This is a genomic window from Brachybacterium phenoliresistens (assembly GCF_000576425.1).
GTDB classification, from domain to species: Bacteria; Actinomycetota; Actinomycetes; order Actinomycetales; family Dermabacteraceae; genus Brachybacterium; species Brachybacterium phenoliresistens.
The window spans coordinates 21,968-35,183 of record NZ_KK069996.1 but is presented as its reverse complement, the minus strand read 5'-3'; the positions used below and the strand labels follow the sequence as shown (position 1 = coordinate 35,183).

12 protein-coding genes are annotated in these 13,216 nt (G+C 73.4%); 3 read left to right on the top strand and 9 right to left on the bottom strand.

The annotated features are described in order from the left end of the window. Position 1 precedes the first annotated feature (1 nt). The gene (gene deoC / locus BF93_RS11575; RefSeq protein ID WP_038372828.1) at positions 2-682 is read right to left on the bottom strand and encodes a deoxyribose-phosphate aldolase; all 681 of its coding nucleotides are present in this window, start codon (positions 680-682) and stop codon (positions 2-4) included. 146 nt (positions 683-828) lie between these two features. Between deoC and BF93_RS11570 the strand changes: the two genes are divergently transcribed. Then, the gene (locus BF93_RS11570; protein WP_038372827.1) at positions 829-1,899 is read left to right on the top strand and encodes an NUDIX domain-containing protein; all 1,071 of its coding nucleotides are present in this window, start codon (positions 829-831) and stop codon (positions 1,897-1,899) included. 88 nt (positions 1,900-1,987) lie between these two features. Here the strand turns inward: BF93_RS11570 and BF93_RS11565 are convergent, their stop codons facing one another. The 8 genes from BF93_RS11565 to BF93_RS11530 all read right to left on the bottom strand — a co-directional run bounded on the left by BF93_RS11565 (position 1,988) and on the right by BF93_RS11530 (position 12,190). Beyond that, positions 1,988-3,316: a thymidine phosphorylase gene (locus BF93_RS11565; protein ID WP_051486878.1), complete on the bottom strand. Its 1,329-nt coding sequence runs from the start codon at positions 3,314-3,316 to the stop codon at positions 1,988-1,990. After that, the gene (locus BF93_RS11560; RefSeq protein WP_415749463.1) at positions 3,313-3,693 is read right to left on the bottom strand and encodes a cytidine deaminase; all 381 of its coding nucleotides are present in this window, start codon (positions 3,691-3,693) and stop codon (positions 3,313-3,315) included. The genes BF93_RS11565 and BF93_RS11560 overlap by 4 nt, the downstream gene beginning before the upstream one ends. 82 nt (positions 3,694-3,775) lie before the next feature. After that, on the bottom strand, positions 3,776-5,116 hold the full coding sequence (locus tag BF93_RS11555) for an ABC transporter permease (protein WP_038372825.1): 1,341 nt from the start codon (positions 5,114-5,116) through the stop codon (positions 3,776-3,778). Continuing rightward, positions 5,113-6,618, bottom strand: a complete 1,506-nt coding sequence (locus BF93_RS11550; protein WP_084148497.1) for an ABC transporter permease — start codon at positions 6,616-6,618, stop codon at positions 5,113-5,115. Before BF93_RS11550 ends, BF93_RS11555 begins: the two co-directional genes overlap by 4 nt. Next, complete coding sequence (locus BF93_RS11545) at positions 6,615-8,186, bottom strand: ABC transporter ATP-binding protein (protein WP_038372823.1); 1,572 nt, start codon at positions 8,184-8,186, stop codon at positions 6,615-6,617. Before BF93_RS11545 ends, BF93_RS11550 begins: the two co-directional genes overlap by 4 nt. 194 nt (positions 8,187-8,380) lie before the next feature. Next, a complete protein-coding gene (locus BF93_RS11540) occupies positions 8,381-9,490 on the bottom strand; it encodes a BMP family lipoprotein (RefSeq protein WP_038372822.1) in 1,110 nt (369 codons plus the stop codon). A 195-nt stretch (positions 9,491-9,685) separates the two neighbouring features. After that, positions 9,686-10,909, bottom strand: coding sequence for an amidohydrolase (locus BF93_RS11535; protein WP_038372821.1), 1,224 nt, complete (start codon positions 10,907-10,909; stop codon positions 9,686-9,688). A 45-nt stretch (positions 10,910-10,954) separates the two neighbouring features. Beyond that, a complete protein-coding gene (locus tag BF93_RS11530) occupies positions 10,955-12,190 on the bottom strand; it encodes a mannose-1-phosphate guanylyltransferase (protein WP_084148496.1) in 1,236 nt (411 codons plus the stop codon). Between the two features lie 182 nt (positions 12,191-12,372). Here BF93_RS11530 and sdhC point away from each other — a divergent pair, with 182 nt between their 5' ends. Together sdhC and BF93_RS11520 are read left to right on the top strand one after the other, a co-directional pair. Beyond that, positions 12,373-12,750, top strand: coding sequence for a succinate dehydrogenase, cytochrome b556 subunit (gene sdhC / locus BF93_RS11525; RefSeq protein WP_084148495.1), 378 nt, complete (start codon positions 12,373-12,375; stop codon positions 12,748-12,750). 1 nt (position 12,751) lies between these two features. After that, positions 12,752-13,201, top strand: a complete 450-nt coding sequence (locus BF93_RS11520) for a succinate dehydrogenase hydrophobic membrane anchor subunit (RefSeq protein WP_038372817.1) — start codon at positions 12,752-12,754, stop codon at positions 13,199-13,201. The last annotated feature ends 15 nt before the right edge of the window (positions 13,202-13,216 follow it).

Sequence of the window (13,216 nt, the reverse complement as noted above, 5' to 3'; positions counted from 1 at the left end):
GTCAGTACCCGCTCGCCCCGGGGGCGGCCCCGTCGGCGTCCTTGAGGATCGCCCGGGAGCTGGACAGGCCCAGCCGCGAGGCGCCGGCCGCGACCATCGCCTCGGCCGCCTCCCGGGTGCGGATCCCGCCGGAGGCCTTCACGCCCAGCCGGTCGCCGACCGTGGCGCGCATCAGGGCGACGGCGTGCTCGCTGGCGCCGCCCGCGGGATGGAACCCGGTCGAGGTCTTCACGAAATCGGCGCCGGCGCGCTCGGCGCCCTCGCAGACGGCGACGATCTGCTCGTCGCTCAGCGCCGCCGACTCGATGATGACCTTCAGCACGATCGGGGCGGGCGCCGCCGCGCGCACCGCGCGGATCTCCTCCTCGACGGCGTCGAACTCCCCGGACCGGGCGAGGCCGACGTTGATGACCATGTCGATCTCATCGGCCCCCTGAGAGGCGCTGCGGGCGGCCTCCGCGGCCTTGATCTCCGCGGCGTGCTGGCCGGAGGGGAAGCCGCACACCGTGGCGACCTTGACGGAGGTCTCCACCGGGAGCATCGAGGGGGACACGCACACCGAGTACGTGCCCAGCTCCTCGGCCTCGCGGGCCAGGGCGTCGACGTCGGCGCGGGTCGCCTCGGGCTTGAGCAGGGTGTGGTCGATGAGGGCGGCGAGCTCGCCGCGGGAAGCAGTCGTCATGCCCCGATCCTCGCACGGCCCGCCGCCCCCGGGGAGGCATCCGCGGGCCGTGCGCGAGAGGTGATCGAGCTGTGATCCGCGGCCCGGCCCCCGGGCCGCGGCGAACCACGCTCGGCCCTCGGCGCGGTCCCCTAGACTCGATCTCCGTGACCACCTCCGCCGCCCCCTCCCCCGCCCCGCGCCGCATCGTGCTGATCGCCGGCCCCTCGGGAAGCGGCAAAGGGGTGATGACGCGGCGCAGCGGGCTGCCCCTGGTGCCGCTGGACGAGTTCTACCGCGACGAGGACGATCCGTCCCTGCCCCGTCGGTTCGGGATCGTGGACTGGGACGACGTCTCCTCGTGGAACGTCGGTGCGGCGCTCGAGGCCCTGACGGCCCTCGCCCACGACGGCGCGGCCGACATCCCCGACTACTCCATCTCGGCCTCGCGCCGCGTCGGCACCCGCCGCCTGGAGGTCGGCGCCGAGCCGCTCATCGTCGCCGAGGGGATCTTCGCGGCCGAGCTCATCGCGCCGCTGGCCGCGGCCGGCCTGCTGGTCGATGCGCTCGTGCTGGACCGTCCCGCCCCGCTGGTCTTCGGCACCCGGTTGACCCGTGACCTGCTCGAGGCGCGCAAGGGAGCGCTCACCCTGGTGCGCCGCGGCTGGGCCCTCGCCGGGGAGCAGCCCGCCGACGTCGAGCGGTGGAAGCGCGCCGGCATGCGGCCCGTCGGCCTGCGCGAGGGCGTGCGCACGCTGCACGCGCTGCGCGACCTCGCCCTGGCCGAACGGCACCACCGGGGCACCGCCTCGGCCCCGCAGGTGCTGAGGATCGCCGCGGTCTGCTTCCTGCGCGAAGGGCCGACGGGCATCGAGCTGCTCGCGGTGCGCAAGCGCGGCACGGGCTCCTACATGCAGGTCGGCGGGAAGCTCGAACCCGGAGAGCGGGCCGTCGACGCCGCGGTGCGCGAGGTGATCGAGGAGCTCGACGTCGTCCTCGAGCCCGAGGACCTCGAGCTGCTGGGCCTGTTCGAGGAGGAGGCCGCCAACGAGCCGGGCACCCTGGTCGAGGCGAGCGTGTTCCTCGCCCCGCTGGACTCCCTGCCGCGAGACGTCACCGTCCAGGCCGAGCTCGAGGACGTCCTGTGGTGCCCGCTCGGCCAGGCCCCTCCGGGCCGCCGCCTCGCCCCGCTGATGACCCGGCGCATCGTCCCCCGCCTCCAGGAGCTCCTGGGCTGAGCCCGGAGGCCGTGGGGGGTCGGGAGAGGTCGCGCGGGGTCGCGGGACGCCGCCCGGGCTCGCGCGGGCACGAGCGGGGTCGGGCGGATCAGACGATGCGGTCCAGGACGATGCGCCGCGCGGGCACCGCGGTGCCCGGCGCCGCGAGGTCCCAGGCGCCGTCGATGGCCTCCCGGGCGCGCCCGAACCGCTCGGGGGTGTCGGTGTGCAGGACCGCCAGGAGATCCCCGGCACGCACCTCCTCGCCGATGTGGCGGTGGATCTCGACCCCGGCGCCGGCCTGGACGGCCTCGCCCGGGCGGGAGCGGCCCGCGCCGAGGCGCCAGCCGGCCACGCCCACCTTCATGGCGTCCAGTCCGGCGACCACGCCGTCGGCCTCGGCCCGCAGCTCCTCGGTGTGGGCGGCCACCGGCAGCGCGGCGTCGGGATCCCCGCCCTGGGCGGCGATCATCGCCTTCCAGGTGTCCATGGCGCGGCCGTCGGCGAGGGCCGCCTCGACGTCGACGTCGGTCCGCCCGGCGCTCGCGAGCATCTCCCGGGCCAGGGCGACGGTCAGCTCTACCACGTCGGCGGGACCGCCGCCGGCGAGCACCTCGACGCTCTCGCGGACCTCGAGGGCGTTCCCGACGGTCCGGCCCAGCGGTGCGGACATGTCCGTGAGCAGCGCGACGGTCGCGACGCCCGCATCGGTGCCGAGGTCGACCATGGTGCGGGCCAGCTCGCGGGAATCGGCCTCCTCGGTCATGAAGGCCCCGGCGCCGGTCTTCACGTCCAGCACGAGCGCGGCGGTGCCCTCGGCGATCTTCTTGCTCATGATGGAGCTGGCGATCAGCGGGATCGCCTCGACGGTGCCGGTGACGTCCCGCAGCGCGTAGAGCTTCTTGTCCGCGGGGGCCAGGCCCGAGCCGGCGGCGCAGATGACGGCGCCGACCTCCTCGAGCTGCGCCATCATCTCCTCGTTGCTCAGCGCCGCGCGCCAGCCGGGGATCGCCTCGAGCTTGTCGAGGGTGCCGCCGGTGTGTCCGAGGCCGCGGCCCGACAGCTGCGGGACGGCGACGCCGAAGGTCGCCACCAGCGGGGCCAGCGGCAGGGTGATCTTGTCGCCCACGCCGCCGGTGGAGTGCTTGTCGGCGGTGGGGCGGCTGAGCGCGTCGAAGCTCATCCGCTCGCCCGAGGCGATCATCGCCGCGGTCCAGCGGGAGATCTCCTCGCGCTCCATGCCGTTCAGGAAGATCGCCATGGCCAGGGCGGACATCTGCTCCTCGGCGACCACGCCGCGGGTGTAGGCGTCCACGACCCAGTCGATCTGGGCGGGCTCGAGCACCCCGCCGTCGCGCTTGGCGCGGATCACGTCGATGGCGTCGAAGGGCTCGACGGCGCCGGCGCCCGGGGTGGAGGTGGAGGTGGTGGTGCTCATCGGTCCCGTCCTGCATCGATGTCGGCGGCGGCGAAGGACTGCGGCAGCAGCCCCTCGAGGTCCCGCGTCCCCGCGGGGGTGAGGATGGTGAAGCCGGCGGCGGCATGCTCGGCCAGCAGCTGGCGGCATCGGCCGCAGGGCATGATGACCTCGCCGGGGCCGTTGACGCACACGAAGTGGGTGATCCTCCCGCCGCCGCCGGCGACGAGGTCGCTGATCAGCCCGCATTCGGCGCACAGCGTCACGCCGTAGCCGGCGTTCTCGACGTTGCAGCCGGCCACGGTGCGGCCGTCGTCGGCGAGCGCGGCCGCCCCCACCCGGTATCCGGAGTACGGGGCGTAGGCGCGCTCGGCCACGGCGCGCGCGGCGGCGAGCAGGGAGGGGAAGGGCTCGGGGGCGGCCGGTGCCGGGCCGCCCGCCACCGGGCCGGAGAGGGCGTCGTCGGAGGTCACAGGGTCCTCACTGCTTCACGTAGGGGATGCCGTCGGCGGCCGGGACGCGCACGCGGCCCACGACGCCGGCGACCGCGAACAACGTCACGATATACGGCAGCATCAGCAGGAACTGGCTGGGGATCCCGGCGCCGGCGCCCGCGGGCACGGTGCCCAGGCGCAGCTGGAGCGCATCGGCGAAGGCGAACAGCAGCGCTGCGGCGAGCGCGCCGACGGGGTGGTACCGGCCCAGGATCATGGCGGCCAGGGCGATGTAGCCCTTGCCGGCGCTCATCTCCTCGCCGAAGGCGACACCGGTGCCGATGGTGAGGGTCGCCCCGCCCAGGCCCGCGACGGCCGAGCCCAGCAGGACGTTGGACCAGCGGGTGCGGTTGACGTCGATGCCGACGGTGTCCGCGGCGCGGGGGTGCTCGCCGACGGCGCGCACCCGCAGCCCCCAGCGCGTGCGGAACAGGGCGATGGTCAGCACGATCACGATGATCCACATGAGGTAGACCAGCACGGTCTGCTCGAACAGGACCCGGCCGATGAGGGGGAGGTCCGCCAGGACGGGGATGCGCAGGGTGGGCAGGCGCAGCGGGGCGTTGAAGGTCTGGGGGTTCTGCTCCATGACGGTGCCGAAGAAGAAGCTCGTCAGGCCGATCGCGAAGACGTTCAGCACCACGCCGACGATGATCTGCTGGACCTGGTAGCCGATCGCGAAGGTGGCCAGCAGGGCGCCGATGATCATCGCCATGATCGGCGCGGCGAGCAGGCCGATCCAGGCGCTGCCGGCCACCGAGCCGATGAGCACCGCTCCGAAGGCGCCGAAGATCAGCTGGCCCTCGATGGCGATGTTGATGACGCCCGCACGCTCGGACAGCACCCCGGACAGGGCGCCGAAGGCCAGCGGCACGGCGAGCACCATCATGGTCTGCAGCATGGCGCCGAGCGCGACCGTGGAGCCATGGAAGGCCCACGTGAGGAAGGAGAGCACCCACAGCGCTCCGAAGGCGATCAGCAGCGGGGTGCGCAGCCGGGCCAGGGACGCGCGGGCGGCGGCGCCGAGGTACCAGAACGCGGCCGCCACGGCCAGCGCGAGCGCCGCCAGCGTGATCGCGACCGGGGCGGTGGGCACGGCGATGTCCTCGGGGATCAGCCCGCCGGGGTTGAGGTCGTCGGCATCGGCCAGGTGGTAGGCCGTGCTCGTCCCGCCCGGCGAGCCGAGCCCGAACACGATCAGGGCCAGCAGGCCGAGGGCGGTGAGGGCCGCCGGGAGGTGCCACCAGCCGCGGGGCCGCTCCGTCGCGCGGGATCGGGACTGCTGAGGCGCCGGGGCGGCGTCACGGTTCAGGGCCGCGGTGCTCATGCGGTCCCTCCCTTCGAGGTGTCGTCCGGGCTGTCGGCCGGAGGGGGCCCGCTCGCGGGGTCCTCCTCCGAGGAGGGAGGCGCCGCCGTGCCCTCGGGCGTCGGGGCGGTGCCCCCGTCCGCGGCGTCGGCGCCGGCGCCGGCGGAGGCGGAGGCGGCCGGCGCCGCCGCCCGGCGGCGCGGGCGGGGGTCGCGGGGCCGGTCCACGGATCGCAGGCCGATGAGCGCGCGCACCATCGGCGGAGCCGCGATGAACAGCACCACGAGCGCCTGGATCACCTGCACCAGGTCGATGGGGGTGCCCTGGCTGGTCTCCATGAAGCGGCCGCCGGTGGACAGGGCCGCGAACAGCAGGCCCGCCAGCAGGATCCCGACCGGGCCGGAGCGGCCCAGCAGGGCGACGGTGATCGCGTCGAACCCGATGGACCCGGCGATGCTGCCGGTCAGACGCTGCTCGGTGCCGAGCACGTGGACGCCGCCGGCGAGGCCCACCAGGGCGCCGGCCACGAACATCACGCCGATGGCGCTGCGTCCCACGTCGATGCCGGCGACCTCGGCCGCGCGGGGGTTGGAGCCGACGGCGCGGAAGCGGAAGCCGAGGGTGGAGCGGTTCATCAGCCACCACAGGAACACCACGGCGAGCACAGCGAGCAGCAGCCCGGCGTGCAGGCGGTGGTCCTCCCCCGCCAGCAGCGGCAGGCGGGCGTCCGCGGAGATCGACGGGGAGGTCGGCTGGGCCCGGTTGGCGCCGGTGAACGCGGCCGTGGTCAGCGCGTAGGCCAGGGCGTAGGTCGCGATCCAGTTCAGCATGATGGTGGAGATGACCTCGCTGGCGCCGAAGCGGGCCTTGAGGAAGCCGGCGATCGCGCCGTAGAGGCCGCCGCACACGATCGCCGCGATCACGCAGGCGAGCAGGTGGATCACCGGCGGGAGGTCGACGGCGAAGCCGACGTACCCGGCGGCGGTCGCGCCGGCGATCAGCTGGCCGGTGCCGCCGATGTTGAACAGGCCGGAGCGGAAGGACACGGCCATGCCGACCGAGGCGATGATCAGCGGGGTCGCGACGGTGAGGGTCTCCAGCAGGGGCGTGAGGCCCGCGGCCAGGGCGGGCAGCAGGACGTAGAGGCCGGAGCCGCCGCGCTCGCGCACGTCCTCGGCGGTGCGGGAGAAGCCGTTGGGGTCGAAGATCGACCCGCGGAACATGTCCGTGTAGGCGGCGGAGATCTCCCGCCAGCAGGCCACGAAGGTGTCGGAGGGGCGGGCGAAGAAGTAGCCGAGCGCGGCGCGCACCTCGGTGCTGGCCACGAGGATCAGCAGCGAGCCGATCAGGAAGGCGAACACGAAGGCCATCACCACGACCAGCAGGTTGCTGCGGGCGATGCGCCGGGCGAGATCGGCGGAGGACGCGGAGCCCTCCGGGGCGCCGGGCGTGCCCGGGTCCCCGGGCTGCGCGGCGGTGCCGGGGGCGACGGGCCGCGCCTCCCCTGCGGACGTCTCGCTCATGCGATCTCTCCTTCGTCGACGAGCTGGGTGTCGGTGGTGCGCGCACCGGCGGCGACGGCCTCGCGGGCCGCCTCGACCGTGTATCCGGCCATCATCAGGCCCAGCACGTCGCGGTCCTCGTCGGCCGGGACGATGCCGAGGATCGCGCCGCGGTACATCACCGCGATGCGGTCGGAGAGCTGGATGACCTCGTCGAGCTCGGTCGAGACGATGATGACGGGGGTGCCGCGGTCGCGCTCAGCGATCAGCCGGCGGTGCAGGAACTCGATCGAGCCGACGTCGACCCCTCGGGTGGGCTGGGAGGCGATCAGCAGCGACAGCTCGCGGCCCAGGGCGCGGGCCATCACGACCTTCTGCTGGTTGCCGCCGGACAGGGTGGAGACGTGGTCGTCGATCGAGCCGGTGCGCACGTCGTACTCGGCGACGTCGGCGGTGGCGCGGGCCCGGATCGCCGCGGGGTGCAGGGCGAGCCCGGTGCCGAAGGGGGCGCGGCGGTGCTGGTCCAGGATGAGGTTCTCGGCGACCGTGAAGTCGGGGACCAGCGCGTCATGGGTGCGGTCCTCGGGGACGAAGCCGACGCCCTCGTCGAGGATCTGACGGGTGGTGCGGCCCACCAGCTCGGTCCCGTGCAGGCGCACGGAGCCGTGGGCGTTCTTCTGCAGGCCCAGCAGCGCCTCGGTGAGCTCGGTCTGCCCGTTGCCCTGGACCCCGGCGATGCCGAGGATCTCCCCCTCGCGGACCTCGAGGTCGATGCCGTCCAGCGGGGCGGAGCCGTCCTCGTCGGTGACGCCGAGCCCCCGGACCTCGAGGGCGACGTCCCCGGTCCGGGCGGGCTCCTTGACCAGGCTGAGCTCGACGGCCCGCCCCACCATCAGGGACGCGAGCTCGGTCTGGTCCGCCGTGGGCTCGGCGGTGCCGACGACCTTCCCGCGGCGGATCACGGTGATGCGATCGGCGACGGCCTTGACCTCGCGCAGCTTGTGGGTGATGAAGACGATGGAGGTGCCCTCGTCGCGCAGCTGGCGCATGATGCCCATCAGCTCGTCCGTCTCCTGCGGGGTGAGCACGGCGGTGGGCTCGTCCAGGACGAGCACCTCGGCGCGCCGGGAGAGGGCCTTGATGATCTCGACGCGCTGCTGGGCGCCGACGGGCAGGTCCTCGACGACGGCGTCCGGGTCCAGGTCGAAGCCGAAGCGCTCGGAGATCTCCCGCACCGCCCGGCGGGCGGCGCCCAGGTCCAGCAGCCCGCCCGAGGTCGGCTCGTGGCCCAGCACCACGTTCTCGGCCACGGTGAACGGCGGGACCAGCATGAAGTGCTGGTGGACCATGCCGATCCCGGCACGCATGGCGTCGCCCGGGCCGGAGAAGCGCACGGGGCGGTCGTCCAGCAGGATCTGCCCGCCGTCGGGGCGGTACAGCCCATACAGGACGTTCATCAGCGTGGACTTGCCGGCGCCGTTCTCCCCCAGCAGGCTGTGGATCTCTCCGGGGCTGACCACCAGGTCGATCGAATCGTTGGCCACGAAGGTGCCGAAGACCTTGGTGATCCCTTGGAGCTCGAGCTTCACGCCTGCTCACTTCCTCGCGAGACGAGTCGGGGTGGCGGGGCGATCGTCTCGCCGTCCGTCACCGGGGATGCGGTCCCCCGCACCGGCCGGCGGGCGCCCGGCGGGCGCCCGGCGCGAGGCATCGGGGAGGAGGACCGGGGCGGCCCCCGGACGCGAGCGCGCCGGGGGCCGTCCCTGCGGGGCAGGGCCCGGGATCAGAGGTTCTGCGGGGACGCCGGGGACTCCACGACGATCGTCCCGTCGATGATGTCCTGGCGCAGCTGGTCGACCTCGCCCTGGAGCTCGTCGCTGACCATCGACTCGAGCTCGTGGTACGGCGCGATGTCCACGCCGCCGTTCTCGAGGGTGCCGATGTACGGCTCGTTGTCGAACTCGCCGGAATGGGCGGCGACCGTCACGTCGTGCACCGAGGTGGTGATGCCCTTCTGGACGGAGGTGAGGATCAGCGGCTTGGCCTCGGCGTCGTCCAGGGACTCGTAGCCGTCGGTGTCGACCCAGATCACGTAGCGGCCCTCGCCCTCCTTGGCGGAGGCCAGGGTGCCCGAGCCGACCGGGCCCGCGACCGGCATGACGATGTCCGCGCCCTGGGAGTAGAACGTGTCCGAGAGCGCCTTGCCCTTGGCCTGGTCGGAGAAGTCGCCGGTGAAGGACCCCTTCTGCCCGGCCTTGTCCCAGCCGAGGAGCTCGACGTCCGTGCCGTGGACCTCGTTGTACTTGGCCACGCCGTCGGCGAAGCCGTCCATGAAGATGGTGACCGTGGGGATCTGCACGCCGCCGTAGGTGGCGACCTTGCCGGTCTTGCTCGAGCCCGCGGCGACGTAGCCGGCGAGGTAGGCGGCCTGGGCGGTGTCGAACGACAGCGGCTTGACGTTGTCCAGCTCGATCGGGCTGCCGTCGGCGTCCTGCGCGGTGGAGTCGATGATCGCGAACTCGACGTCCTCGTGCTTCTGCGCCTGCGAGCCGGTGGCCGGGGCCAGCATGAACCCGACGGTGAAGATGAGGTTGCAGTCCTGGGCGACGAGGTTGTCGATGTTGGTCGTGAACTGCGAGGGGTCGGTGGACTGCGCGGTGGCGGTGGTGATGCCGAGCTCGTCCTTCGCCGACTGCAGCCCGGTGTAGCCGGACTCGTTGAACGACTTGTCGTCGAAGCCGCCCTCGTCGGAGACCATGCAGGCCTTGAAGTCGGAGACGGCTGCGCCGCCGCCGTCGCTGCCCTCGCCCGCCGGTTCGGGGGCGGAGCCGCAGGACGAGAGGGCGAGGACGCCGGCCCCGGCGAGGGCGGCGACACGGGCGATGTTCTTCACGGAACCTCCAAGGAGCGGGACGACGGCCGATGCCCACCGGCTCCGGGGAGCTCGGCCTGTCGCAGGGATGCATCCGTGACTGTAGTCCGCCCCCTTAGCACAGGAGGCCGCTTCGCGGCGCGGCGGTCCGAACGTTATGAAATCGACGCTCAGGTGACCTGGCGGTAACGGCCCGGGGCCGCGCCGGATCGGGGCTCAGACCAGGGGCAGGTCGCGCTGGATGCAGGTCGCCGCGAGCACGGAGGCGCCGATCCCGATCGCCCGCTCGTCGATCACGAGGTCGCCCATGTGCAGGTCGTAGGTGCGCCCGCCGGGGGTGCGGGTGCCCAGCCGGGCCAGCGCCCCGGGGACCTTCTCGAGGTACCAGGCGAAGTCCTCGCCGCCCAGGGACTGCGCGGTGGGGTCGACGTTCTCCGGCCCGATCACGCTCCCGGTCGCGGCCTTGAGGACCTGCACGCTGAAGCGGTCGTTCTCCACCGGCGGGACGCCGCGGTCGTGGTCCACGTGCGCCTCGACCTCGTAGGGCCGCACCAGGTCCGACAGGAGCGTCTCGAGCAGCTCCTCCGCCCGGTCCCAGGCCTCGTGGTCCAGGCAGCGCAGCGTGCCCTCGAGGGTGCCCGAGGACGGGATGGCGTTGAAGGCGCTGCCGGCGTGCACCGAGCCCCAGGTGAGGTTGACGCCGCTGCGCGGGTCCATGCGCCGCGTCAGCGCGGCCGGCAGCTGGGTGATCACGGCGCCGAGGGCGTAGACGAGGTCCTGGGTCAGGTGGGGGCGGGAGGTGTGGCCGCCCGCGCCGCGCAGCTGCACCCGCACGGGGTCGGTCGCCGAGGTGATCGGCCCGGCCTTCAGGCCCACGTGCCCCACGTCCACCCCGGGATCGCAGTGCAGGGCGAAGATCGACTCGACGCCTTCGAGCACGCCCTCCCCCAGCAGCTCGAGGGCGCCGCACGGGTGCTTCTCCTCCGAGGGCTGGAAGATCAGGCGCACGGTGCGGCGCAGCAGCCCGGCCTCGGCGACCTGCACCAGCGCCATCGCGGCGCCGAGCACCGAGCTCATGTGCACGTCGTGGCCGCATGCGTGGGAGACGCCCTCCACCTGGGAGCGGAAGGACATGGTGCCGAGCTCGGGGATGCCCAGGGCGTCCATGTCCGCGCGCAGGGCGATCGCGGGCAGGCTCGCGTCGCTGCCGGGGATGTCGCTGATCGCGCCGGTGCGCGGCATGCGCACCGGCCTCAGGCCCAGGGACTGGAGCAGCGAGACGACGTAGTCCGTGGTCTCGAACTCCTCGTGGCTGAGCTCGGGGTGGCGGTGCAGGTGGCGCCGGATCGCCCGCAGCTCGTCGCGCCGCGACCCGATCGTGCGCGCGATGATCCCGTCCGCGCCGAGGGCCGCCCTCGACTCCTGCTCCACCTGGGTCACGTGGTCCCGCCTCCTGCGCCGTCCGTCCGCTCCAGCTCCGGAAGACTAGCCCAGGTCCCCCAGGCCCGCCTCGTCCAGTCCGCGCACGAGGGCGCCGAGGTCCTGGGCGCGCTCGTCGGCGATCACCAGCAGCACGTCCTCGGTCTCGACCACGCTGATCCCCTGCACCCCGACCAGGGCGATCAACCGGTCCGATGCGCCGTGGACGGTGGCATGCGATCCGGCGGCCAGCACCCGGGCACCGCCGAGAGCGACCACGTCGTCCTCCGCCTGCGCGGCGGCCGGCCCGTCGGCCCGGGCGGCGCGCAGCTGCCGGGCCAGCGCCGCGAAGTCGCCCACGTCGTCCCAGGCGAAGTCCGCGGGGACCACGGCGACCCGCCCCTGGGCGGCGAGCGGCTCGGCGAGGGCATGGTCGATGGCGATCGCGGTCAGGGAGGGCCAGATCCGCGCGAGCGCATCGGCCGATGCCCCCTGGGCCGCGATCTCCCGCGCCCCGGCCGCCAGCGCCGGGATCTGCACGGCGAGGGCGTCCAGGAGCACGGCCGCCTTCACCACGAACATCCCGGCGTTCCAGAAGAACCGTCCGGTCGCCAGGAACGCCTCCGCGCGCTCCCGGTCGGGCTTCTCGACGAACTGGGCGACCGGCCGGGCGCCGGTCCCCGCGAGATCCGCCGGAGCGCGCTCGCCCCCGTGCTCGCCGGCCCCGCCGGGGGGACCTCCGGCCGCGGACTGCTCGATGTAGCCGAATCCCGTCGCCGGGGAGGTCGGCGTGATCCCGAGGGTGACCAGGTATCCCTTCTCCGCCGCCGCGCGGGCGCGGTCGACCGCGGCGGCGAAGGCCTCGTCGTCGCCCACCAGATGGTCGGCGGCGAAGGAGCCGATGACGGCGCCCGGGTCCTCGCGCTCGGCGACGGCGGCGGCCAGGGCGATGGCCGGCATGGAGTTGCGGGGGCTGGGCTCGGCCAGGACCCGGGCGCGCCCTGCGGCCTGCTCGGCGACCTCCGCCGCGTGGGCCGTCCCGGTGACGATCAGCGGGGGACGGTCCGCCAGCGGCAGCACGCGGTCCAGGGTCTGCTGCAGGAGGCTGCGGCCGCTCCCGGTGAGGTCCAGCAGGAACTTGGGGCGCGACCGGCGCGACAGCGGCCACAGCCGCGTCCCGGCTCCCCCGGCGGGGATCACGGGGACGAAGGGACTTTTTCTGACACCGGCGGCGTCCGCCGCGGCATCGAATGTCTGCCCGGACACATCCGGGGTGGCGGGGCTCGGCTGGGACCGTGGCATGACCGAAGCCTACTGGGCCCTCGGGGCCGATGACGCGCCTGCTCAGGGCGCCCGAGGATGCTGACACGGTGTTAGGCTGAAGCAGCCCCAGCCGAAGGCGATGACGACGTCGCCGCGACACTGCTCGCATCGATGTCCCCGTCGCGCCCCTTCGGCACCGACTGTCGTAACTGGAGGACTCCGTGGCTTCTGCCCAGTCCGGGACGCTCTATCGCGGACGCGAGGGAATGTGGTCCTGGGTCGCCCACCGCATCTCAGGAATGCTCATCTTCCTGTTCCTCCTCGTGCACGTGCTCGACACCGCCCTCGTGCGCGTGTCCCCGGAGGCGTACAACGAGGTCATCGGCCACTACAAGCTGGTCGTGTTCGGACTCGGGGAGATCGGCCTGGTCGGCGCGATCCTCTTCCACGCCCTGAACGGCCTGCGCATCATCCTGGTGGACTTCTGGTCCCAGGGCACGAAGCGCCAGCGCCTCCTGTTCTGGGTCGTCGTCGCGCTGTGGGTCGTCCTCATGGCCGGCTTCGTCCCCCGCCAGCTGATGCACATGTTCGGAGCGTGAGATGACCACCAGCACCATCCCTGACCCGAGCACCCGCTATCGCCGCACCGGCATGCGCGGCATGAACACCGAGATGCTCTCCTGGCTGTTCATGCGCGCCTCCGGCGTGCTGCTCGTGTTCCTCGTGTTCGGGCACCTCTTCGTGAACCTGTGGCTGGGCGAGGGCGTCCAGCGCATCGACTTCGCCTTCGTCGCCGGCAAGTGGACCTCGCCGTTCTGGCAGACCTGGGACCTGCTCATGCTGTGGCTGGGCCTGATCCACGGCGGCAACGGCGTGCGCACCATCATCAACGACTACGCGCACCGCTCGACGCCGCGCCTCGTGCTCAAGGCGCTGCTGTACGCCGCCGTGCTGATCACGATCGTGCTGGGCACCCTGGTGATCTTCACCTTCGATCCCTGCCCCGTCGGGGCGGACCCGGACCTCCTTCCCTCCATCTGCCAGTCCTGAAGCGGAGCCCTCATC